Annotated in this window: 22 protein-coding genes and 1 other RNA gene; 5 read left to right on the top strand and 18 right to left on the bottom strand. The window is 60.4% G+C overall.

From position 1 onward, the window contains the following. Nucleotides 1–6: 6 nt before the first annotated feature. From G359_RS18620 to G359_RS18640, 5 genes are all read right to left on the bottom strand, one after another. A complete protein-coding gene (locus G359_RS18620) occupies nucleotides 7–1452 on the bottom strand; it encodes a UDP-N-acetylmuramoyl-L-alanyl-D-glutamate--2,6-diaminopimelate ligase (protein WP_045837332.1) in 1446 nt (481 codons plus the stop codon). Nucleotides 1453–1559: 107 nt separating this feature from the next. Then, a complete protein-coding gene (locus G359_RS18625; protein WP_245280088.1) occupies nucleotides 1560–3269 on the bottom strand; it encodes a peptidoglycan D,D-transpeptidase FtsI family protein in 1710 nt (569 codons plus the stop codon). Then, on the bottom strand, nucleotides 3259–3558 hold the full coding sequence (ftsL, locus tag G359_RS18630; RefSeq protein WP_045837333.1) for a cell division protein FtsL: 300 nt from the start codon (nucleotides 3556–3558) through the stop codon (nucleotides 3259–3261). Before ftsL ends, G359_RS18625 begins: the two co-directional genes overlap by 11 nt. Before the next feature lie 40 nt (nucleotides 3559–3598). After that, nucleotides 3599–4633, bottom strand: coding sequence for a 16S rRNA (cytosine(1402)-N(4))-methyltransferase RsmH (gene rsmH / locus G359_RS18635; protein ID WP_045837334.1), 1035 nt, complete (start codon nucleotides 4631–4633; stop codon nucleotides 3599–3601). After that, complete coding sequence (locus tag G359_RS18640; protein ID WP_045837335.1) at nucleotides 4630–5133, bottom strand: division/cell wall cluster transcriptional repressor MraZ; 504 nt, start codon at nucleotides 5131–5133, stop codon at nucleotides 4630–4632. The genes rsmH and G359_RS18640 overlap by 4 nt, the downstream gene beginning before the upstream one ends. 539 nt (nucleotides 5134–5672) lie before the next feature. Between G359_RS18640 and G359_RS18645 the strand changes: the two genes are divergently transcribed. Beyond that, nucleotides 5673–6569, top strand: coding sequence for a DUF2189 domain-containing protein (locus G359_RS18645; RefSeq protein ID WP_082073015.1), 897 nt, complete (start codon nucleotides 5673–5675; stop codon nucleotides 6567–6569). A 205-nt stretch (nucleotides 6570–6774) separates the two neighbouring features. Here the strand turns inward: G359_RS18645 and rnpB are convergent. The 9 genes from rnpB to G359_RS18685 form a co-directional block, all read right to left on the bottom strand. Next, an RNA gene (gene rnpB / locus G359_RS19835) (RNase P RNA component class A) lies at nucleotides 6775–7220 on the bottom strand. 392 nt (nucleotides 7221–7612) lie between these two features. Beyond that, the gene (eutB, locus tag G359_RS18650; protein WP_045837336.1) at nucleotides 7613–9823 is read right to left on the bottom strand and encodes an ethanolamine ammonia-lyase; all 2211 of its coding nucleotides are present in this window, start codon (nucleotides 9821–9823) and stop codon (nucleotides 7613–7615) included. Nucleotides 9824–10037: 214 nt separating this feature from the next. Continuing rightward, nucleotides 10038–10346, bottom strand: a complete 309-nt coding sequence (locus tag G359_RS18655; RefSeq protein WP_045837337.1) for a hypothetical protein — start codon at nucleotides 10344–10346, stop codon at nucleotides 10038–10040. 143 nt (nucleotides 10347–10489) lie between these two features. Then, nucleotides 10490–11320 (bottom strand): pentapeptide repeat-containing protein, encoded by an 831-nt coding sequence (locus G359_RS18660; protein ID WP_045838233.1) that lies wholly within the window; start codon nucleotides 11318–11320, stop codon nucleotides 10490–10492. 154 nt (nucleotides 11321–11474) lie between these two features. Beyond that, on the bottom strand, nucleotides 11475–13097 hold the full coding sequence (locus G359_RS18665) for a phosphoethanolamine transferase (RefSeq protein WP_045837338.1): 1623 nt from the start codon (nucleotides 13095–13097) through the stop codon (nucleotides 11475–11477). A gap of 101 nt (nucleotides 13098–13198) precedes the next feature. Beyond that, the gene (locus tag G359_RS18670; RefSeq protein WP_045837339.1) at nucleotides 13199–13969 is read right to left on the bottom strand and encodes an N-acetylmuramoyl-L-alanine amidase; all 771 of its coding nucleotides are present in this window, start codon (nucleotides 13967–13969) and stop codon (nucleotides 13199–13201) included. Beyond that, nucleotides 13966–14691, bottom strand: a complete 726-nt coding sequence (locus tag G359_RS18675) for a J domain-containing protein (protein ID WP_052699460.1) — start codon at nucleotides 14689–14691, stop codon at nucleotides 13966–13968. Before G359_RS18675 ends, G359_RS18670 begins: the two co-directional genes overlap by 4 nt. 161 nt (nucleotides 14692–14852) lie before the next feature. Beyond that, nucleotides 14853–15167, bottom strand: coding sequence for a DUF2852 domain-containing protein (locus tag G359_RS18680; protein ID WP_045837340.1), 315 nt, complete (start codon nucleotides 15165–15167; stop codon nucleotides 14853–14855). Between the two features lie 75 nt (nucleotides 15168–15242). Continuing rightward, nucleotides 15243–15677, bottom strand: a complete 435-nt coding sequence (locus tag G359_RS18685) for a DUF2852 domain-containing protein (RefSeq protein WP_045837341.1) — start codon at nucleotides 15675–15677, stop codon at nucleotides 15243–15245. A 119-nt stretch (nucleotides 15678–15796) separates the two neighbouring features. On the opposite strand from G359_RS18685, the gene G359_RS20650 reads away from it, so the two are divergent. Then, a complete protein-coding gene (locus G359_RS20650; protein ID WP_156150837.1) occupies nucleotides 15797–16351 on the top strand; it encodes a hypothetical protein in 555 nt (184 codons plus the stop codon). Nucleotides 16352–16397: 46 nt separating this feature from the next. Here G359_RS20650 and G359_RS18690 read toward each other — a convergent pair whose 3' ends face one another. The 4 genes from G359_RS18690 to G359_RS18705 all read right to left on the bottom strand — a co-directional run bounded on the left by G359_RS18690 (nucleotide 16398) and on the right by G359_RS18705 (nucleotide 19512). Further along, complete coding sequence (locus G359_RS18690) at nucleotides 16398–16607, bottom strand: hypothetical protein (protein ID WP_156150838.1); 210 nt, start codon at nucleotides 16605–16607, stop codon at nucleotides 16398–16400. A gap of 220 nt (nucleotides 16608–16827) precedes the next feature. Then, on the bottom strand, nucleotides 16828–17478 hold the full coding sequence (locus tag G359_RS18695) for a TetR/AcrR family transcriptional regulator (RefSeq protein ID WP_045837343.1): 651 nt from the start codon (nucleotides 17476–17478) through the stop codon (nucleotides 16828–16830). A gap of 75 nt (nucleotides 17479–17553) precedes the next feature. Continuing rightward, a complete protein-coding gene (locus G359_RS18700) occupies nucleotides 17554–18240 on the bottom strand; it encodes an extensin-like domain-containing protein (RefSeq protein WP_045837344.1) in 687 nt (228 codons plus the stop codon). Nucleotides 18241–18747: 507 nt separating this feature from the next. Then, on the bottom strand, nucleotides 18748–19512 hold the full coding sequence (locus G359_RS18705; protein ID WP_045837345.1) for an alpha/beta fold hydrolase: 765 nt from the start codon (nucleotides 19510–19512) through the stop codon (nucleotides 18748–18750). 107 nt (nucleotides 19513–19619) lie between these two features. On the opposite strand from G359_RS18705, the gene G359_RS18710 reads away from it, so the two are divergent. From G359_RS18710 to G359_RS18720, 3 genes are read left to right on the top strand one after another with little or no spacing between them, the layout of a single operon-like run. Next, nucleotides 19620–19862 carry a zinc-finger domain-containing protein gene (locus tag G359_RS18710; RefSeq protein ID WP_045837346.1) on the top strand — a complete coding sequence of 81 codons (243 nt, stop codon included), beginning with the start codon at nucleotides 19620–19622 and terminating at the stop codon, nucleotides 19860–19862. Nucleotides 19863–19904: 42 nt separating this feature from the next. Beyond that, nucleotides 19905–21098, top strand: a complete 1194-nt coding sequence (locus G359_RS18715) for an FAD-dependent monooxygenase (protein ID WP_045837347.1) — start codon at nucleotides 19905–19907, stop codon at nucleotides 21096–21098. Beyond that, a complete protein-coding gene (locus G359_RS18720; RefSeq protein ID WP_045837348.1) occupies nucleotides 21092–21538 on the top strand; it encodes an NUDIX domain-containing protein in 447 nt (148 codons plus the stop codon). The genes G359_RS18715 and G359_RS18720 overlap by 7 nt, the downstream gene beginning before the upstream one ends. The last annotated feature ends 34 nt before the right edge of the window (nucleotides 21539–21572 follow it).

Here is a 21572-nt window from a genome sequence, read left to right on the forward strand (position 1 = left end):
AAATCGTCAACTCGCGAGCGCCCGCCGAATTTCATCGTGATCGGAAAACGGCACGATGCGATCGCCGATGATCTGGCCGGTTTCGTGGCCCTTTCCGGCCACAAGCACGACATCCCCGGGCATCATCATGTTCACCGCCGTCGAAATAGCTTCTCCGCGATCACCGATTTCGCGCGCGCCGGTCGCGCCTGCAAGGATTTCCTTGCGAATTTGCGCCGGTTCTTCGCTGCGCGGATTGTCGTCGGTCACGATCGTGATGTCCGCGCGATCGACGGAAATCCGCCCCATGATCGGGCGCTTGCCCTTGTCGCGATCGCCCCCGCAGCCGAAGACCGAAATCAGCCGCCCCGTCGCGAACGGCCGGCACGCGTCAAGCGCAGCCGCCAGCGCTTCGGGCTTATGCGCGTAATCGACGATCGCCAGACCGCCGTTTCGCTCGCCGATGATTTCGAGACGTCCCGGCACGCCCTTGAGGCCGCCCAGCGCCGCGAGAACTCCGCCCGTCTCTTCGCCAACGGCAATCGCAAGGCCCGCCGCGACGAGCGCATTCTCAACCTGATAGGCGCCGACGAGCGGCAGGTCCACGGAGTAAGTTTTGCCTCCCGCATCCACACCGATGATCTGCCGGAAGCCTTCGCGCCTAAGCGATGTGCGCTTCAGCGTCTCGCCCAGTGCACCGACCGTCAGCACGCGAAGGCCACGCGCGTTGGCAGCAGCGATAACCTCCATCGCACAGGCTCCGTCGGCATTGATCACCGCCGGCTGTCCGGGCTCTAGAAGCTCCGTGAAAAGCCTGAGCTTCGCATCGAGATATGCTTCAACCGTCGGATGATAATCCATGTGGTCGCGCCCGAGGTTCGTAAACGCTGCAGCGGAAAGCTTTACGCCGTCGAGCCGATGCTGATCGAGCCCGTGCGACGACGCTTCGAACGCAAGATGCGTCACGCCTTCTTCCGCCAACGCCGCGAGCGTTGCATGAAGCGTCACCGGATCGGGCGTCGTCAGCGAGCCGTAGACTGCGCCACCCGGCTTCACGATGCCAACCGTTCCGATCGACGCGGCGCTATGGCCGAGAGCCGAAAAGATCTGCCGCGTAAAATCCGCAACCGATGTCTTGCCGCTCGTACCCGTAACGGCGACCGCGCACGCAGGCTGCCTGCCTGCAAGCTTCGCAGCAATTTTCGCCAATGCTGCGCGCGGATTGTCGATTTCGATCAACGCAACGCCGGCCGGAACAGTGACACCCTTGTTCTTGCCCACGATGACAGCAGCCGCGCCACGCGCGACGGCATCGGAAACGAACGACGCGCCGTCGACCTTCGTGCCCGGAAGGCCGGCAAAAATCGCACCCGGCCCGACGGCGGCACTCGCCGCGGTGATGCCCGTTACCTGGATATCGCCCGCACCCGGCGGCAATTCGATATCGGCTGGAAGCACATCGCTAAGCCGCATGACCCCGCCTATCGCCCTCTGTTCGTCCGCCCATCATTCGGCTCGAAGCTTGATACGAGTCCACATGGAGGCCGTCAAATGCGGCCGAAAGTGGCTTCATCGAGCTGTCATTGATGGGCAGTGGCAAGCTGCGGAACAACGCCAAGCTGAGCTGCGACACGCGAGATCAGCTCTCCGGTAACGGGTGCGGCGTTCGTGCCGCCCGTTCGGTTTCCTTTCGTGTCCGCAATGCCCTTCGGCTCGAACAGTACGACGAACGTCAAGTATTGCGGATCGTCCGTCGGGAACGCCGCGAGAAACGAGGATATGACGGCATTGGACGTATAACCGCCTTTGCTGGCGATATCCGCAGTGCCGGTCTTGCCACCGACCCGGTAGCCCGGCACGTCGGCTTTCCGGCCGGTGCCATCCTTATCGACGACATTGGCGCGCATGAGTTCAGCCAGTTCGCGCGATGTCTGAGCGCTGATCACCGGTTTGCCATCCGCCGCACCAGCGTCGAATTTTCGCAAGTACGTTGGATGAACCGTTTTTCCGCCGTTGAGGAGCGTCGCTACTGCGGCCGCGAACTGCAGCGGCGCAACGGCGATGCCGTGGCCGAACGAAGCGGTGATTGTCGTCGCCCTGTTCCAGCGCGAAGGAACCTGCGGCGTCGCCATCGCACCCGCCTCCGTCTGCATCTGCTCGAGGATGCCGACCTTCTGCAGGAATCCCCGTAGTTTCTCCGGCCCCGCCTCCAACGCCAACATCCCAGCGCCGACGTTCGATGAATGCGTGAAGACTTCCGTGGCAGTCAGCGGCCGGCGCGACGGGTGCATGTCGGTCACCGTGAAGCGCCCCGCTTCAAGCGGCTGTCTGACGTCGAGAACGGTATCGGGCTTTGCAAGTCCCTCGTCGAAGGCCATCGCAAGCGTTAGCGTCTTGAACACCGAGCCAAGCTCGTACGTCCCGCCCGTCATGCGATCAATGCGCTTCTCATCGAGCGCTTGCGTCGGCCAATTCGGATCGACGCGGGGTAACGACGCGCTCGCGAGAATTTCACCCGTCTTGATATTCAGAATGACGCCGGCTGCACCCTCGGGCTGGTAGCGCTTCATCGCATCGTCGAGTTCATCCTCCAGCGCGTGCTGCACCCCAAGATCGAGCGAGAGGCGAACAGGCGAACGGCTGGACAGCACGGCCGAGTGCACCGGATCGACGCCAACTTTATCGTCGATGTATTTCTCGATCCCCGCGACGCCACGATTGTCGACATCGACGTAGCCGAGCGCGTGTCCGGCCATCTTGCCACCCGGATAAGCACGCTTCAGCTCATAACGGAACGAAACGCCGGGCAATCCGAGATCATGAACCTTTTGCGCAATGGCGGGCGACACGCCCCGGCGCACCCAGACAAACCGGCGCGACTTGTCCGACAGTGCGCGCATCAATTCAGATGAATTGAGATCGGGCAGCACGGTCGAAAGCTTTTCGACAACCTCGTCGCGATCCAACACGACTCCAGGATCGGCAAAAATCGACGGCGCCTCGAGATCGGTCGCGAGCAGACGACCATTACGATCGACGATATCGGGGCGGCTGAAGCTCGTCGCAGCGACCGGCTCCGAAATTGCCAGCGCAATATCCGTATGCCGTCCGGCCGCGAGCGCGAGCAACTGCACGGCCACGACCGCGAACGAAGAAAACAAAACGCCGTAGACGGCAGCTTCCGCTCGCCGCCGCATACGGCCGAGCCCAGATGCCGTGTGCGCCGCCGCACCGCGGATCATCTGCGCGCCCGCGCCTCCAATCAGAAAGTCACCGCGATCAACGGCCATTGGCGCTGCCCTGGCGCTCGCTGAGTTCGGAGACTTCCCGTCCGCGTTCGAATTGCTCGGCCCTCGGCGGTCCAAGCCCAAGCCGGCGCGCCAACTCATCGATGCGATCGGGGCGCGCGAGCGTGCTTCGCTCGGCCTTTAAAACCGCGATGTCGCTGCGGGCGCGATCTGCCTGTCGCTCCTTAGCCTGAAGCTCAGCCTCAAGGCGGCGCGTGTCGTAGTTCAATGCATAAAGAAGCAGCGCACTCGCGACTGCGAAAAAGAAAGCGGCAACATTCAAGAGACGCATTTTGATACAATTCCCGTTTAGCTTGTCTCCAAGCCCAGCATTATCGGTGTCGAGGGACCCCCATTGCGTCCAGATCTAACGGCCAAACCGCCGCGTCGGTGCGGGTCGCGGCCCGCAAACGTGCTGACCGTGCACGAGGGTTCACTTCCAATTCACCTTTAGAAGGTGTTAACGGCCGTGAGTTAACAATTCGAAAACTCGGAGCCCGGGATTTTATCGAATCCGGTGGCAAATGCCGGGAGCTACCCGGCGTCTTCCCGCTCCGCTCGGTAAGAAATTTTTTGACGATCCTGTCTTCGAGGCTGTGAAAGCTGACGACGACCAGCCGTCCTCCGGGCTTCAAAATGCGCTCCGCTGCCGATAGCGCGTTGCCAAGTTCACCTAGCTCGTCGTTGACGAAAATCCTGAGCGCTTGAAACGTCCGCGTTGCCGGATGCCGCCCGTCGATCTTCCGCCCGTGAAAAACGCGCGAGACGGTATCGGCGAGTTCGAGCGTCCGCGAGTACTGCGTCTCGTCCCGCCGCCTGACGATGGCGCGAGCGATTGCGCGCGAGCGATGTTCTTCGCCGAACGTATAAATGACGTTGGCGATCTCTTCTTCTTCCGCCGTGTTGACGAAATCCGCAGCACTCATCCCCGAAACAGACATCCGCATATCGAGCGGCCCGTCGGACTGAAATGAAAACCCGCGCTCGGCATCATCGAGTTGCATCGACGAAACGCCGATATCCAGAACGACGCCGTCAACTTGCGCACCCGACAAGTGCTCGCGAACCGCTTCTTCCATCTGGCTGAATGGCGATTGGACGACCTTCAACCGGCCGCCCGCTTCTTCGACCAATGAGGTGGCGTTGGCGATTGCGGTCGGGTCGCGGTCGAGAGCGAGCACGTTGCAGCTCGCGGCCTTGAGGATTGCGCGCGTGTAACCGCCGGCGCCGAACGTGCCGTCGATGTAGGTTTCGCCGTCCTTCGGTGCGAGCGTCTCGAGAACTTCCGAGACGAGCACGGGAATGTGGCGCGAAGGCTTTTCAGCCGGCCCCTGCGAGGCTCCCTCTGCCCCGCCTCCGCGCGTCATTCCCGTGCCCCCTCGTCGCCGCCGTCATCTGACGGGCGGCTCCCCGCTGCAAAAAGTTTCCGCGTTACCTGAACTTTGCTTCGTGCTTCGGCGCGGCGCGCTTCGAAGCGCTTTGGCTCCCACATCTGGAATTTTTCACCAAGTCCAACAAACGAGACGGCGGCGTCCAGGTTGGCGTGGGCGCGAAGGTTTTCAGGAAGGACGATGCGGCCGTCGCCATCGATCGAGAGAACCTGGACGTCGCCGTAGAGTGCGACAGACAGCTCATCGCGCTCATCCGAATAGTCCGGCAAGCCCGCGAGAAGCCCGTCGATTTTCTTTGCAAGTCTTTCGCCGCCTGCATCGAGTGCAGCAGCGTCGAGCGAGGGGTAACAGTAGAGTCCGCCCGCGATGCCGCCGGCATATCCGTCGCGCTCGAGTACGGCGCGGAACGAGGCTGGAATGGAAACCCTGCCTTTGGCGTCGATCTTGTTTGTGAATGTCGAGACAAAGCGGTCCATCCCTCAGCTAACGAATTTCGTCCTCCACTCAGGTACTGGCTACGCTTCATCGTCTTTGCCCTGGCGACTCTCCTTCGGAGAGCCAGCCGCTAGGGCAGAACTTCCATTTCGGCGCGCGGAACGCGTGTAGCCCGAAACAATCAAGAAAGAGGCCGTGGCGGTCGCTCGGACTTGGGCCCTCTACCAAATCGGCGCCCGACCACGGTGTCCTGCCCGGTGCGGACGGGCCTCAATGGGATCGCATGGGATTTGATGGGCGTCAACGGATTATTAAGGATATTTCGTGGTCCGCAGCGGAATTGCATCATCTGTCCACAAAAACTGCGCCCTCACTCCTAAAGAGAAGATTGAAAAAGAACTCATAAAATTATGAAAATTATAGATTTTTAATCACCGCATTAGCGGTAACGGAGACCTGATTTGATGCCTTTGGATAAGAGCGCATCCTTCCACGCAGAAGGCGAGGCGGGCGCTCCATTTGTCCGGTGCCAAGGGCCGATGATCGATCCTCTGGCGCCATAACATCAGCAGGTGCCGACATGGCGAACACCATTTCTCGAACTCCAGCCGCACAACCTCATGCGTTCCCGGGCCGCGATTTGAGATGGCCCGCGTCCATCATCTGGCGCGACAGCGACCCTGCGGTCCGCAGAATCACGACAGCCGACGTCTGGAAATCTCTTTCTGAGGGCTACAACGACTTCCTCGCGATGCCGACGCACCTTGTCTTCGCGGGCCTCATCTATCCGGTAATCGGCATCATCCTCGCGCGCATCCTGTTCGGCTACGGACTGCTATCCCTCATCTATCCGATGGTTGCGGGCCTTGCGCTGCTCGGTCCGTTCTTGGCGGTCGGGCTTTACGAGTTGAGCCGAAAACGCGAAGAAGGCCTCGATATCACTCCGATACGCGCGCTCGACGTGGTGCACCGCCCTGGGATGGGCGGAATATTCACGCTCGGCCTTATGCTGGCAGCGATCTTCGTCGCCTGGCTCTACGCCGCGAACCTCATGTACACACAGATCATGGGCGGCGAACCAGCATCGCTTTCGGACTTCATTCATGAAGTCTTCTGGACCGGGAAAGGCACGGAACTCGCCATCGGCGGCAACTTGCTAGGCTTCATGATTGCACTCTTCGTGCTCGTCACCAGCGTCGTGTCGTTCCCGATGCTCGTCGATCGCCATGTAAGCATCGGAACCGCCGTGCGAACCTCCGTCCGCGCCTCGATCGAAAATCCGGGACCAATTGCCCTTTGGGGTTTGATCGTCGCCGTCGGACTCCTGCTCGGCGCGATACCGCTGCTCGTCGGACTGGCGATCGTCCTGCCGATCCTCGGCCACGCAACATGGCATCTCTATCGCAAGCTCGTCGTCGCGCCGGAACAAGCGCCGATGCGAGACGACAGCGATGAGGAGATACCGGCTGGCCTATAAGTAGCGCTAGTGCCCGCGCATGAAGTCGGAAAGTGCGGGCACAAGCCCCTCAGCCAGCAGCGATCGCGGATCGCGGTACGTCGCAAAGTTTGCAGCCCGATCCGCGGGTGCTTTTCTCAAGGTATAGTTCGTTTCTGGAGCGAATGATCAGCACTCCGATCAAATCGCTTCCCTCACGCCCTCGCGTCTTCCAAGGCGAATAAAAAATACCAGCCGGCCTGTAAGCCGGGTTCTGTCTGGAGTTGCCTCCGCGACGGCCATTCATCTGGGACGCCTGTTGCCAGACGCCTCGTGCAATCAACCCGGGTGGGTAGCGTGAGGACGCGCCTTGCGTCTGCGGTTTCCCGCTCCGCGCGCCCACCCCTATTTGATCTTGCTCCCGGTGGGGTTTGCCCTGCCACTGCTGTTACCAGCAGCGCGGTGCGCTCTTACCGCACCTTTTCACCCTTACCGTCGGACTTGGCCCGAAGGCGGTCCGGCTTGGCGGTATGTTTTCTGTGGCACTTTCCCTAGGGTCGCCCCCGGCGGCCGTTAGCCGCCACCGTATTCCTCATGGAGCCCGGACTTTCCTCTGCCGGATGTGTCTGCTCACGAGCCTTTAGAGCGCGCTTCGCCACAACGAAGTCCGACAGCGACCGTCCAGCCGGCTGGTGCGGGAAATAAGCGATGAGCGAAGCAAAAGGTCAAGAGGCGTGCGACACTTCAAGGCCGCAGCATTAACTCAATTGCCATCCACGCACCGTCATTCCGGCGCAGAATACATAGCGACAGCAGAGCCCACCCACCGTCATCCCGGCGAAGGCCGGGATCCAGACAACGGTCAGCGCATTTGCTCCGCGCGGCGCGTCCGAAACGCAAAGCGTCCACCCAACTTGTCGCCACTTGTCTGGGTGCCGACCTCCGTCGGCATGACGGTGATGGGGAATACCGAGCGACTGCAATTTTACCAATTCCGTCATCCCGGCGAAGGCCGGGATCCAGACGAAGGTCAGAGTCTTCGCTGCGTGCGGTGCGTCCGGAACCCGCCGGAGCCAATCAAAAACTTAAGCCCCCATCGCGGCGCGCATGTTGTGTGAACGATCGTGGATCGCACGCTCCAGACGATTGCCCGCGGCCTTCGCCGTCAGGATCTGGTTGACGCGCTCGGCGATCTGCACGGCGGCTTCGCTCGGCGGCAACCCGCCCGAATAGATGTTCGAGATCACCGTGTATTCGTAACGAATGTCCGGATTGCCGCTGAATTTCACCGCATCCTGTCTCGCGTCATCGTCGAGACGATAGGCGATGTAAGCCGACATGCTGCGCGACGCCAACGCGTCGCCGCCCGGCCGTTCGCCGATGAGATTGATGACGAGCTTCGGCTGCAGAGCGTCTCCCAGCGCTTCGGCCAACTTCACGCGGCCGTACGGCGCGAGGATCGGCTTTCCGGCCGAAATCCGCTGCTCCTTGAGCCCGTCGAGCAGCGCCGGAAGAAGATCCGGAATATTGTGATGCACTGCTTCCGCCGAGAGACCATCCGAAACGATGATCTGCACGTCCACCCGCTCCGGCGCGAGTTCGGCCACCATATCGTCCGCAGGCTTCGCACCGCGATCCGGATGACTGAGATGCGCTTCCTTGCTCTCGGCCGACGTTTTCACGCGGCGGAAATCGATTGTCCCCAACCGCTCCGGCGTCACCTCAGCGTAAATCGCTTCGCGCGCCGCAGCCAAGTTCGCCTTGATCGCGCGAGAGACCTGTTCGGTTGGCCGCGGACCCGCACTTTCGAAGCCGTAAGCGGCGGGAAGATTCTTGCGCAGCCGTTCGAATTCTTCATCCGAGCAGAAGATCTTCGGATTGCCCCAGTTCGGACCGCGCTCGACTTCGCCATCTTCGTCGCGCGTGAAAATTCCGCGCCCGATCGCCCATTCCAGGAATTCCGGCGCAGGCGTCAGTCCATGAACTTCCCGCATCGTCTGATCGTCATGCCCGCACGTATCGAAGTAAGCGAGCATCCGGTCGATCGAGAGATAGACGTCCATGAAATAGTTGGCGCCAGCCGCCGTCAGCAATTCGGCTGCGATCTGCTGGCCCTCCATCGTGATCTCGGAATGCAGCGTGTAGCAGGGCGCCATTCCCATCGGCAGCCCCAAGAGCTTGCCCATGAAATGATCCTGCAAATTCGAGACGATCATCTCGAAATTGGAGCGATGCGTTTCCGGCCCGATGAAGCCCGTGACGTTGTTGACCATGAACGGATCGTAGCGGCGCGCGAGCCCATAGCAGAGCGCCTCCGTCGTCGTCATATCGATACCGTTGTGCTTGCCATAGGTCAGCTCGCTGCCCTGGCCGGTCTCGAAATACATGAACTGCGCCGCTTCGCCCGCGAGCGGCCCGTGCTTCGCCATCGTCGTATAAGCTTGGTCGAGAACGTCGGCCGTCACGTCGAACTCTTCAATCAGCGTCCGGTCGGTCCCTGCGAGACTCTGGAACATGATCTCGACCGGCGCCCCACTTTCGAGACAGGCGAGCTGCGTCTTCACATGCGACAGCACGCAAATCTGAGTCGGCGCGCCCGTTTCGCGACGAAGCTTGTCGAGATGCTTCAGCGTCTTCGAAATATTTTCGACCGTATCGATCGCCGGATTGAGACCGAGCAGCGCGTCGCCCGACCCCATCGAGAGGCCGGTATAAATCAGCGCCGACATGGCATCGAGGTCGTCGGTCGGATGATTGGGTTGCAGCCGCGACGACAGCGTTCCCGGCGCACCGACCAGCGTGCGCGCCTTTCCCGAACGCTTCAGCTTCTTGGCGGCATAGACGAGCTCGTGCACGTCCATCAGTTTGGCGATTGCCGCCGCCATCACGCCAGTCAGCGCGCCGCCGATGCGCTTGGCTTCCGGGGCCTTCGCCTTAAGAAGAAGATTTTTGATCTCGCCAAGCGTCTTCGGCGCGATCTCCGCGAAGGTATCGAGGTCGATGCCGTAATTAATGCGCATCACCGAATCGACCCGGCCCTGCTCATCCGTCAGAGGGCGATCGTAAAGATGCTGAAGCGTCAAACCCGAGAGGATCGATCGGGCCGCTTCGCGCTCGACGTCGTCCTTCGCGGCGAGACCGCAGTTGCGATCGCCCGCCTTGTCGAAATCGGCTGCGCCGAGCAGCGCTTTCAAACCGAGGAAACGGTATGGCCGGTCGAAAAGGGTGATTTCGTAGAGTTCGTCAGGACGAGGTTCCGGGACCCCGATTTGCCGCCACGGTTGAAGATCGACCATGTGAACCGCCCTCGTTGCTCACGCGGCCGATGGGATTTGCCTGTCACGCGTCAACAGACATGCGGCCGCCTGAACATAACATTAGCGAAGTTCGTGGCGCGCAAGTCAAGTTCCTATTAAGCAATCCACCGAACCATCGCGTGCGGCCGGCTCCCCACCGGGGAGTCGCACGCGATGAAGAAAACCAGAGTCGCACGCGACCTCAGAATAACCACTACCTGAGCTGGGCGGCGCGGTGCGCGACTTCTTCTTTGCTCACCTCGCCCGCCTGAACGAGCGCATTGATGCAGCGCGGAGAAAGCTTCTCACCGGCAGCGCGCATGCACTGGCGAACTTCAGGACTATCGGACGCGAACTGGCTGCAAAGCGCGTAGTAGTCGCGCGAACAGGCAAGCTTCACGCGCAGACTGACGGCGTTCGCCGAGGTCGCCCAGAAGAATGGGACAGTCGTCGCAATTGAAAGAGCAATTAGAAAAGCACCCGAACGCGCATTGAACACACTGGCTCGCATCTGCGTTGGCATGTCGGCACCCCGGCATCGAATGTGACTTTGGAAGGCTGACAATATACTGTTTATCAACAGTTAATGACCATCCCAAATCTTCCGGACGAGCGCAGTGATGTCAGCTTCGCGTCAGCGACGAATTACGCGAACGCTCGATTGATCTATCGCAGCGCACGATCAAGATTGATCGCTTGATCGAGACCTTTCACTTCCGCGATCCCGATGGCACCGACAAAGTTTGCGCCGTCGAGATCAGCGCGTGTGAAGTCTGCGCCTGAAATGTCTGCACCCGCGAAGTCAGCGCGCGAGAGGTCGGCATCTCTGAAGTTGACGCCCTTCAGATCAGCGCCGGTGAACTTTGCAAACCACAACACGGTGCGCTCCATGTTGGCATCGCGCATCCGCGCGCCCGAGAAATCGCAGTACTTCAAAATGTTGCCATAGGCCGTCGCGAGCGTCCCTCCGCCGGGCCTGCCCTCGAGCGGATAGAAGTTCGCCCTCGTGAGATCCGCTCCCCTGAAGTCGGAACCGGATAGTTCCGCTTGAACATGCACTTCCGTCAAATTCGCGCCCGAGAAGTGTGGCGCGTCGAGCGTGTTGTTAGAGAGATCTGCATAGATCGTCGGCCGCAGTATCGTCGCGCCGGTCAGATTGGCGCCCGAAAGATCAGCGCGCATCAGCACCGCACGATCGAGCCGCGTATGCGAAAGATCCGCGCCTTTGAGATTGGCGCCGGTAAAGTCTGCCCCGTAGAAATCCGAGTTCGCGAGGTTCGCGCCTTTGAAATTGAGCTCGGAAAGATCGAGATAGACCAGATACTTACCCGAGAAATCCGGCCTCGCTCCGGGTTTCGCCTGAAACAGCGCGGTCGTAATGGTGCGCGCGTTCATCTCCGCATTCTTCAGCACTGGACCGATAGACTGATCCGCAGCCGCGAAACCCGCGCTGCACATTAGGATCGAAAACGCCAAACCGATCAACCTGCGGATCATGCTTAAGCTTTCAAAGGGCCGTTGCACCGCAATCATGCAGACGGATTGATCATGCATGAGTCCGGATAGACCGGGGATATCATTTTCGTCGCGGCGCAAGGTGAAATCGTCGCGTCACGATGCACCTCAGCTACGTTATTTCATTCAGGTTGGATCAGGACGCGGGCTTTCGGCACGCCGCAAAGAGATCGAGTGACGGATCGTAAACGCGGGTCGCCACGCCCATGATCCCGAGGCTCGAATGAAAAAGATTGTCGTGCCCGACCCGGTTTCCACTCCGGCTGACCAGGCAGCCTTGCTCGATACCGCGCGACACCTTCATCTCCGGAGAAAGCCAGACGACCATGGGCACATGGATCTGCGCTTCAGGCGCGATGACATACGGCATGCCGTGAAGATACATGCCCTTCTCGCCAAGACTTTCGCCGTGATCTGAAACATAGATCATGCCCGCATCGACGCCGTGGCTCGACGCGCCCTTCAGCACGTCGATGAGGCGCGTCAGAACATGATCGGTGTAGAGGATCGTATTGTCGTAAGCGTTGATGATGCTCGCAAGCTCGCAACGGCTGAACTGCGCATCCTTGCACGCCGGCTTGAACGTCTCGAAATTTTCCGGATATCGCTTCCAATACGCCGGACCATGACTGCCCATCATATGCAGCACGATCACCGTATCCCGATCGAGCTTCGCGATGCGATCCTCGAGACCGTCGACGAGAACGTCATCGAAATTGGCGGTGCTCGGATAGAACGTCGGAGCCTCGAGCCCGGTCAGTGTCTCCGTCGGGATACGCGCACAGACACCCTTGCATCCCGCTTGATTTTCGCGCCACAGGACGTCGATGCCTGCACGCTTGAAGATGTCGAGAAGATTTTCGCGCGCGTCCGCCTTCGCGTTCGAGAAGCCGTCATGACCGAGCCCCGAAAACATGCACGGCACGGACTCCGCCGTATCCGTGCCACACGAGTAGGCGTGCCCATAGTTGATGAGATCGCCAATTGACGCCAATCCCGGGCTCGTCGGCTTCGCATAGCCATTCAGCGAAAAATGATCCGCGCGCGCGGTCTCACCGACCGCAATGACGAAAAGCGATTTGCGGCCATCGCTGAACGCGCCCTGCCGGGCATCCACGCCATAGGCGGCAACGTCGTTCCCTTGCTTGCGCTTCTCTTGCCGCGAATAGGCCGCGAGTGCCGAAACGAAATTGACCGGCGTCAACGTCATTTTGAGTTCGCGGTGATAGCGCGCCAGCGATAGGAAATCGCCCCATGCAGGCGCGAGCACACCAACGAGGATGACAAGCGAAAGAGCTGCCGCCTTGAGCTTGCCTAATGCCTCGCTGCGAAACGACTGCCTCGTCCACGGCGTGAGCCAGAACAAGATCGCCGGAACCAGCCCGAGGAGCACCACATACGCGACAAGCTTCAGCGTAATGAGATCGTTGGCTTCGCGCGTATCCGTCTCGAACACATTGCGAACCATTTGCGCATCGATGACGATGCCGTATTCGCTCATGAAGTACGTAGCCGCTGCCGCCACCGGCAAGAACAGCAGCACGACGAAGCGCAACAGCGGCCTCGCCGATAGCGCCAAGAGAACGAGATAGGCGATGATCACGATCGCAGCCGCCGCCGAGCCGACGATCAGCCAATCGCTGACCCGCGATGGATCAACGACCTCGATAAATTTCCGCCAGAAGGGCTGATTGAGAACCAGCGCCGCATAGATCGCAACGATAAGCGCCAAGAACTCGGGGCGCCGCGGTTTGAACACGGTTAGTCCTGCTTCGGTATTGTTGGGGTTCCCTCACCCCTGCGGAACACGGTCGAATGCGGCCCGCTCAAACCTGCATCAACAGCACCGGCCAAGCCCCGTCAAGCGGCGGCGCGCTTCCGCGACGCCTCAATTAGCCTCTCCAGCGTCACTTCCGTCGATCGATCGAGCCGGCCGTCAACGCGACGGGGGCGGAAATGCAACTGGAAGGATCGGATAACTTTTTCAGTACCCGGGTCGAGTGTACCCGTCGCCTCCACATCGTACCCGTAGGAAGCAAGGCGCTCCTGCGCGCGCAGAACCCGCGAGCCCGATGCCCCGAGCCCAAGTCCGGGATCATCAGCTCTGACGGGAGACGGGCGCACCCAAAGGCCCAGCCCTTCCTTTGCGAGAAGTAGCCAGTTGAACTTTTCACCCGGATCGATTTTCCGCCCCGGCGCGACGTCCGAATGCGCAAGCACGTTATCCGGCGATATGCGGTGCCGCCGCACGATATCTTTCGAAAGTGCGATGACGGCCGCCATCTGATCGGGTGGAAAATCCGGATAGCCGTCCTGATGCCCCGGATTATGAATCTCGATACCGATCGAATGCGAGTTGATGTCCGTCTCGCCGCGCCAGTACGAAACGCCAGCATGCCATGCACGCTGCTCTTCCGGCACGAGCTGCGTAATGCGTCCGGCTTCGTCGACGACGTAATGGCACGACACACCGCTTTCGGAACGTCCAAGCCAATCGATCGCCTTCGCGGCAGAACTCATGCCCGTGTAATGCAGAATGAGCAGCGACGGCTTTACCCCGCCACGCCTTGCCTCACGGTTGTTTGCGGGATGCACGTCATGGGAGAGCGGCGTATCGGCTTTGAAGGTCACGTCGGCTCCAGCGCTCGCTCGACGCGCTGGCCGCGCTCTTCCAATATCGCCTCATAAGCCGAGGTGATTGCCGCAAGCCGGCGTTCCGCGCCCGCAAGAAATTCAGGCGGCACACCCTTGGAGACGAGCGCGTCGGGATGATGGCCTTTGACGAGCTCCCGGTAGCGCGCCTTGATTTCCTTATCCGATGCCGTCGGCGAAACGTGCAAGACTTCGTAGGGGCTGTCGACATCGACGACGAAGCTACGCCGGACGCACCGGAACTCGCCCGCCGTCAATCCGAAGATTTCGGCGACATGGGCGAGATAGCGATCCTCATCGGGATGCAAAACGCCGTCCGCGCTCGCGATATGAAAGAGGCATTCGAGGACTGACAACTTCAGTTCCGGCTGCCCTTCGAGAAGACGGGCGATCTGCTTTGCGTAGGTTTCGTACCCAGCGACGTCCTGGCTCGCCAGCTCATAGAGCTTGCGGACATGCGCGCATTCGCTATCGGGAACTTTGAACTGCCGTTTGAAGGCCTCGGCCTCGATCGGCAACGAAACGCCATCGGCCTTGCTCATCTTGGCTGCAAGAGCAACGACGGCGATCGTGAAAGCGACGCGCGACTGGGCCGGAACATGGCCGCCCTCTAGGCCGAACGCCTCTTTGACGTGATCGAGTGCGGAGCGCAGTCCTCCGCCGTACGCCGCAACAGCGTTCTTCAGAAATTGCCAGGGCATCGAAGGTCCGTGAGTTCGAAGGCGTCAAACAAGCCAGCCCGCCGCGGCTGTCACAGACAAATCATAAACGACGCGCGACAGTAACACCCCTAAAATTACGGCAACATAGGCGAAAAACGCGAATTCCAGCTATGCAGCCGCCGAGAACCTTGCGCGTCGGCTCAGGAAACGGACGAGCCACCGTTTTTCCGGCTCTGAAGAAAAGCCTGGAACGCCGAAGCATCCGCCGCACGGCGCAGCTTCTCGAGATACGACCGGAATTCATCGGCCTCTTTCTCGAGACGCGTAATCGTCGCGCGCCTGTAATCCTCGAACGCCGAGTTTTCCGGATAGCCATTGGAAGAGGACTGGAGGCTTTCCATCCCGCAGCGTCGGCGTGCAAATGCACGGAACAGAACAACTGCGCCAACGATGATCAGCGCCGTTGCCACAAAATGCAGAATGATAAAAGGCAGGTGCAAAAGGTGATGAAGCATCGCTCTCGCTCCGTCGCTGACTGGACAAAAAAGTCGGGGCCGCCTCAAAGGCAGCCCCGTTGAATTCTACTGAAATCAGGCGGTCGCGCCGTCATTCGGTGCCGGACGTTCGCGGCGTTCCGACATGAACTGATCGAACTCGGACTTGTCCTTCGCCTGCCGCAGACGCTCGAGGAATGCGCGGAATTCCCGCTCCTCTTCTTCAAGCCGCTTCAGGGTCGCCTCGCGATAATCGTCGAACGCTTTGTTGCCGCTCGACTGAGCGCCTCTGCCAAAATTCCGAAACTCGTCCTCGACGCGTGACCGCGCCCGCTCAAAACGATCGGCGAACCGGCTTTCCCAGCGGCCACGACCTCGTCCTCCATGCCATCCGCAATTCATGCGTCCACTCCAGAGCATATAGGCGAGGATAGCCAGACCAGCCGGCCAGAATACGATGAAACCTAAGACCATCGCTGCAATCCACGCCGGCCTGCCGAAGTCATCGAGCGTCTGAACCACTTGCGTCATCACCACCCTCTCCTGGTTAGGATGTAAATGTATTTTACATTCACATAGGTGGGACGGCAAGGGGGGAGTTCAAGGGGCAATGCTCGTTCATCCGCGCACGACTCAGATATAGGGATTGTATGGGTCAAACTCAGCATCCCGCCGCACTCTGTAAGACGCATGGAATTTTTCCGGCCACAGCATTCTCATTTGCGCCAGGCGTCAACATCACACTGTTGGGTCTGAGTACGACTTGCCCAATTTGCGGTTCAATCAGCGAAATCCTTCCGGGCGCATACAGCGCATTTAAGGATCGTATCGACGTCCTATTAGATCCATCAGTTTCAGCAGAAGCACTGGTCGCCCTACGCTTCATTCTTGAGGCGGCCAGGGACAACAAAATCTCTCAGCCAGAGGCAAAGCGACAGGCCGAAAAAATTGTGCCTGGATCAGGCCGACTTTTCGACATTGGCAATTGGGGTGATCAAGCTAAAGCCACGCTTTACGCCAGTGTTATTGGCGCTATCGCACTGGTAACAGCAGCGAAGCTTTCGGCATCCTCATCATCAACTACTGTCATTCAACCTGTCATCGAACGCATTATTCCGATGCCGCAAGAGTATAAACCGTTACCCGGGTTGCCGGGAGGAAATCCGCTCAACAGAGCAAGATCGCGCAACCAAAAACGCCGGTAGCATTCTGCCATCGTCGGATGCCCATTGGAGCGTTAAACTAGCAACCCTACCGCCCGCCCCTCATCCGCTTCATCAGTTCCATCGCGATCTCATTCTTGAACGCGAACGGATCGACGCTCACACCCAAAATCGTCTGGCAATGCGGACAGGTATAACTTGCTCCGGCAAAGACGTTGCCCATCGCGTTCGAGATATTGATCTGCTCCGCTCGCGCGTTGCCGACTATGTTCTGACATCTAGGGCACTTGCCGGGCATTCCCACCTCCCACCCATCTTCCGTTGCCGATTCCAAATATCGCGGACGGTCGATCGCTTTCGTTCGAGAGAGTTGACGGCCAGCCGTCGCGATCAAACGCTGTCAATCACAAGCGATTCGCATTTCCCTATATGTTTGTAGGCAGAATATTGCTTGGCGGACAATCGGCTCGCCGTGCGGCAATCCACACGCGTCGACAGCGACGCGAGATCGCCTGCGCTTAGCCGCTTTTTCCCGGCCGTGCGCCGAGCCCATCGAGATAAATGAGCACCGCCGCGTCGAGCAGATCCTCGGGGCTCATAGGAATGGGCCGGCGGGCTTCGTCGCCGCGTGCGAAGAGCGATGCAATGCCGTGCGCCTGCGCCCAGATATGCAGCGCCATCATCATAGCGGGCGGACGCTTGGCCTCTGGCATCCCCGCAACGAGTGCTGAACAGGCGTCCTTCAAAACATTGAACGCGCGCTCACCGGCGATATGGAGATCCGGAAACGCCTTGAACGACAGGCCGGATTCAAACATCGCTGAATACTGCGCCGGCTCAACCCTCGCGAAGTCGAGGTAGGCCCGTCCGACACGCTCGAAAGCCGTGAAAGGATCGGGCGTTCCGCCCGCCCACGCCAGTTTCAACTTCGCTTCGAACACGTCGAACGCACGCCGGGCCACGTCCGCCATCAGCGCATCGCGATCGCGATAATGCCGGTAAGGCGCCGCCGGGCTAACGCCAGCCGCACGCGCCGCTTCGGCAAATGTGAACCCCGCAGGTCCCTTGGCAGCAATCAGTTCGAGCGCAGCCTTCATCAAGGCTTCGCGCAGGTTGCCATGATGATAGCCGCGCCGGCTTCCGGGTGGCGGATCGTGATCCCAAGTCATGCGGCGCTTCTACCGGATTTGAATGCGAACTGCACGCCCCGCCGATCGGACGAGCGGGCCGTCGTGTTGCCGCTCTTACTTGCAGATACGTTTCAGGCCGTCGCTGCCATGGTGCGCGAGATCGAGATGAAAGTGGTTGCTGTGGAGGCTGTTGTAGTCCGGCCCGAGCACCGTCGTGAAATATTCGCAGGAACCGTCGTGCACGTTGCGCAAGAACGCCTGCTCGCGGTCCGAACCGGCCCATCCGCGCTGCACGCTGATCGATTGTCCGTTCGATAACGTAAAGCCGCCGATATCGACGGCATTCGCATAGGCATGCTCCGAGATCGTCGCCCCTTCGACGTTGTTCATCGCCCGGCACGAATAGGACGCGAGAAGCGTCACGGCGACGACTTCCTGGCGAAAATAACGGCGGGCCGCAGGTTCCACGACATCCCGCACCCAGCTGTCGATTTGCGGAATCATCGGGCATCGGAGAGATGCCGGTGGCCTGAGTTCGACCCGGCCGTTATCCGCAGCCGACATTTCGAACGGGCTTTCAGCCCCGCAAACGCTTGGACCGCCCAGCGCCGATCGCGGTTGAACGAATGCCGAAGCCCGCACCACCCCCGATGCCAAACACGCCCGCTCTTCTGGAGAACGCCAGGGATCGTCCTTAACGACGAAGCTCGGACCCGTCGCGCAGCCCCATAGCAGGCCAAGTCCCGAAATCATCAGGACAGCCGACGGCACAAGAACGCTGATACGAAAACGCGAGACCATGACGGCCCAATAGACGGCGGTTAAGGTTAACAGCCGGTAAAACGCGGGACGATCCCGATTATCCAAGGTTTTTCAGACGGATTTGGGCCCGGGCCTTGTCGAACCAAAGGCGGACTGCGGCGGTCTCGCGGCGAGAGCCATCGTGGCCGTCAAGCCGCAGAGAGAGGCCAGCACAAAGTTATCCACGTTCAATTGCGAGCCGACATTAGCCTGAAATCATCGCGTCATTCGTGACGGCTATTCGACGACGGCCCCCAGAGGTGCTGGGGCGGGCTCGAACTTGTACCGCGTGCGAGCCGGAATACGCCGTCCTCGCGTCTTCGATCGGGCATGTACTGAGTACCGATCAGAAGATGCATCGACGGATGTAAAGCACTCGGCGGGGCACCTGACTTGCCTCGGCGGGGGCGTGTGCCCTGGTCGACCTTGATCCCGGCTTCGCGATATCCCCCGTGTCAGCCCGGCCATCAGGTCACCAGGCGCGCCGTCTTCTGGCACGGAACGCGCTCAGGTCGCGTCGCTCTCGAAAAACGCCAGCGTCTCGGCTTTGAAGCTTCGGTCGCCCACCGCGCGATTGTGATCCTTATCCGGAATTGTATAGGCCCGCGCCCCCGGAATGAGCTTCGCAAGCTCATCCGCCGAACCGCCGATCACATCGGTCGAGCCCACCGCGACGAGCACGGGCGCTGCGATTTCGCTCGCCATTTCCGCCGAGATCGGAGCTCGCGACGACCGGATGCAAGCCGCGAGCGCCTTCAGATCGCTCTTCGTCTGTTCGGCGAACACGCGAAATGTCCGCGCCGTGGGATTGGTCACTTCCTCGATGCTCGTCGCTTCAAGGGCCCGTGCGATTGGACCTGTGCCCGCCATGCCGCGCACCATGTTGATGCCGAGACCGCCGAAGACGACGCGCGCCACGCGATCAGGATGCGTGAGCGCCAGGAATGCCGCGATCCGCGCGCCCATCGAATAGCCGACGACATTCGCACGCGCGACGCCCAGATGATCCAACAGCCGCCGCGCATCCTCCGCCATCAGCGGCGCGCTATAGTCGACAAGGTCATAGAGCTTTTGGCTCTCGCCATGGCCGCGATTGTCGAACGCGATGACGCGGTAGCCGGCCTTGGTGAGGAATGAGACCCATCCCGTATTCGCCCAATTGGTCGCGACATTAGATGCGAAACCGTGGATGAGCAGAACAGGAAGCTTGCCGTCGCCGCCTCCGCTATCGAGATAAGCGATTTCGACGCCGTCGCTGTCAAAGTGGTCCATACCGCCCGCCGCCGCTCAACTGCCGGAAAGTTTTTATGTCCCCTACCATCATGGATGCCACGAGGATATGGTGCGGCCAAACATCTCCTGTCTTGGAAGGGTGAAGCATGGCCGGAGCCGTAATTCCACACTTGGCAAATGACGTTGGCGCGGAACGGATATTCGTCGGCGTCAAAGAGTTCAATTGCATGGGCGCTCGGCCGCCGTTCGATCATCCCCACGTCTATCTCGACATGGGTCAGGACAATCAGATTCTCTGCCCCTATTGCTCGACGCTCTACATCCACGACCCGCGCCTCAAAGCCGATGAAAGCGACCCGAAGGGCAGCCTCGTAGCGGACGCTGCTTGACGCCATGAGGGTAAGCCGCGGCATCGCCTCGGACGCAGGCTGATGGCGGCGAACCGCGGAAGTGCTCTCATCGCAGGCGCTGGCATCGGAGGGTTGGCCGCAGCCATTGCGCTCGCCGGGCGCGGCATCGACGTCCGCGTTTGCGAGCGGCGTTCCGAATTCCCCGAAGAAGGCGCCGGCATCCAGATTGGACCGAACGGATCGCGCATCCTTCGCGATCTAGGCGTCGCCGAATTCCTCGAATCGAAAGTCGCGACACCCGACGCACTGAGCGTACGCGATGGCGCAACCGGCCGCGAGCTGACGCGCCTGCCTCTCGGCCATTGGATCGCCGAGCGGCACGGCGCCCCCTATTGGACTGCCCACCGCCGCGACTTGCATGTCGCATTGAGAATGCGCGCCGAAGCCGAGCCGCGCATCACCATCGTGCGCGGAACGGAAATCGTGTCCTTCGAAAATGAGCACGACGGCATTCGCGCGATCACTGGTGTCGGCGAAACTCTGGATGCCCAGCTTCTCGTTGCCGCCGATGGTCTCTGGTCCGGTCTCAGAGAACAAATCACCGGCAGCCCCAATGCCGGTTTGATCCCGGTCGGCAAAACCGCGTTTCGAAGCGTAGTACCGGCCGAACATTTGCCGCCGGAACTCGTACCCAATGCCGTGCATATCTGGCTCTCGGCTGGCACCCACGTCGTGCATTACCCAGTCAACGCCGGTCGCGACATCGCGCTCGTCGTTATCGCCAATGATGCGGCACGCTTCGAAGGCTGGGATTCCCCGATCGTCGCCGACATCGTCAAATCAAAAGTTAGCACATTCGCCGAGCCCCTCCGCATGCTCGTGGACTCCGCTGCCAATTGGAGAAAATGGTCGCTGTACCGCATGCCCGAGCTCGCACCCTGGACATCCGGTCGCGCCGCACTTCTCGGAGACGCCGCCCATCCCGTTTTGCCGTTTCTCGCTCAAGGCGCCGTCATGGCGCTCGAAGATGCGATCACGTTGGCCATCGCCGTCGCGTCTCGAGACGGCGATGTCGAACCGGCTCTTCGCGAATACGAACGCGCCCGCCGCACGCGCGTCGCAAAGGTCGCGGAAGCGTCCGAACGCAACGGCCGCATTTATCATATGAAAGGCCCGGCCGCCCTCGCCCGCAATGCCGTGATGAAGCTCACTCCTCCCGCACGCGTCATGACCGGCTTCGACTGGCTCTACGGCTGGAAACCAGGACCATGCTGACGCGGTTGATGGCCCTCCTGTCGAAACGCGACGACATCGTGACGCTCGGCGCGCAAGGGATCGTCGTCGATGATGCTTCGCGCGTGCTCCTCATTCGCCATGGCTACCGCCCGGGCTGGCATTTTCCCGGTGGGGGCGTCGAACGCGGCGAGGAAATCGAGACGGCGATTACGCGCGAAGTGCTCGAAGAAACGGGTGTCATCATCCTGGAACCACCGCGGCTCATTGGTATTTATTCGCATTTCGAAGACTATCCGGGCGACCACATCGTGCTGTTCAGAATTGACCGCTGGCGCCGCGACAACATTCCGGCACCGAATGCCGAAATCGCCGAGCATGGCTTCTTCGCACTCGACGCATTGCCTGACCCCGTATCGCCGGGCACGTCGCGACGCTTGCGGGAAGTCTTCGGCAACGCCGAGCAATCCTCCGCATGGTAGCAACCGCCGGCAAGGCTATCGCTGCCGATGTTCC

The organism is Hyphomicrobium sp. 99, from assembly GCF_000384335.2.
GTDB lineage: Bacteria > Pseudomonadota > Alphaproteobacteria > Rhizobiales > Hyphomicrobiaceae > Hyphomicrobium_B.

What these genes read in the sequence shown, in the direction of transcription:
- G359_RS18685 (WP_045837341.1), bottom strand. Translation starts at nt 15,677, where the DNA reads ATGACGCAAGTGGTTCAGACGCTCGATGACTTCGGCAGGCCGGCGTGG.
- eutB (WP_045837336.1), bottom strand. Translation starts at nt 9,823, where the DNA reads ATGGTCGATCTTCAACCGTGGCGGCAAATCGGGGTCCCGGAACCTCGT.
- ftsL (WP_045837333.1), bottom strand. Translation starts at nt 3,558, where the DNA reads ATGCGTCTCTTGAATGTTGCCGCTTTCTTTTTCGCAGTCGCGAGTGCG.
- G359_RS18645 (WP_082073015.1), top strand. Translation starts at nt 5,673, where the DNA reads ATGGCGAACACCATTTCTCGAACTCCAGCCGCACAACCTCATGCGTTC.
- G359_RS18625 (WP_245280088.1), bottom strand. Translation starts at nt 3,269, where the DNA reads ATGGCCGTTGATCGCGGTGACTTTCTGATTGGAGGCGCGGGCGCGCAG.
- rsmH (WP_045837334.1), bottom strand. Translation starts at nt 4,633, where the DNA reads ATGACGCGCGGAGGCGGGGCAGAGGGAGCCTCGCAGGGGCCGGCTGAA.
- G359_RS18675 (WP_052699460.1), bottom strand. Translation starts at nt 14,691, where the DNA reads ATGCCCTGGCAATTTCTGAAGAACGCTGTTGCGGCGTACGGCGGAGGA.
- G359_RS18695 (WP_045837343.1), bottom strand. Translation starts at nt 17,478, where the DNA reads ATGACTTGGGATCACGATCCGCCACCCGGAAGCCGGCGCGGCTATCAT.
- G359_RS18710 (WP_045837346.1), top strand. Translation starts at nt 19,620, where the DNA reads ATGGCCGGAGCCGTAATTCCACACTTGGCAAATGACGTTGGCGCGGAA.
- G359_RS18720 (WP_045837348.1), top strand. Translation starts at nt 21,092, where the DNA reads ATGCTGACGCGGTTGATGGCCCTCCTGTCGAAACGCGACGACATCGTG.
- G359_RS18680 (WP_045837340.1), bottom strand. Translation starts at nt 15,167, where the DNA reads ATGCTTCATCACCTTTTGCACCTGCCTTTTATCATTCTGCATTTTGTG.
- G359_RS18700 (WP_045837344.1), bottom strand. Translation starts at nt 18,240, where the DNA reads ATGGTCTCGCGTTTTCGTATCAGCGTTCTTGTGCCGTCGGCTGTCCTG.
- G359_RS18705 (WP_045837345.1), bottom strand. Translation starts at nt 19,512, where the DNA reads ATGGACCACTTTGACAGCGACGGCGTCGAAATCGCTTATCTCGATAGC.
- G359_RS20650 (WP_156150837.1), top strand. Translation starts at nt 15,797, where the DNA reads ATGGGTCAAACTCAGCATCCCGCCGCACTCTGTAAGACGCATGGAATT.
- G359_RS18640 (WP_045837335.1), bottom strand. Translation starts at nt 5,133, where the DNA reads ATGGACCGCTTTGTCTCGACATTCACAAACAAGATCGACGCCAAAGGC.
- G359_RS18620 (WP_045837332.1), bottom strand. Translation starts at nt 1,452, where the DNA reads ATGCGGCTTAGCGATGTGCTTCCAGCCGATATCGAATTGCCGCCGGGT.
- G359_RS18690 (WP_156150838.1), bottom strand. Translation starts at nt 16,607, where the DNA reads ATGCCCGGCAAGTGCCCTAGATGTCAGAACATAGTCGGCAACGCGCGA.
- G359_RS18660 (WP_045838233.1), bottom strand. Translation starts at nt 11,320, where the DNA reads ATGATCCGCAGGTTGATCGGTTTGGCGTTTTCGATCCTAATGTGCAGC.
- G359_RS18655 (WP_045837337.1), bottom strand. Translation starts at nt 10,346, where the DNA reads ATGCCAACGCAGATGCGAGCCAGTGTGTTCAATGCGCGTTCGGGTGCT.
- G359_RS18715 (WP_045837347.1), top strand. Translation starts at nt 19,905, where the DNA reads ATGGCGGCGAACCGCGGAAGTGCTCTCATCGCAGGCGCTGGCATCGGA.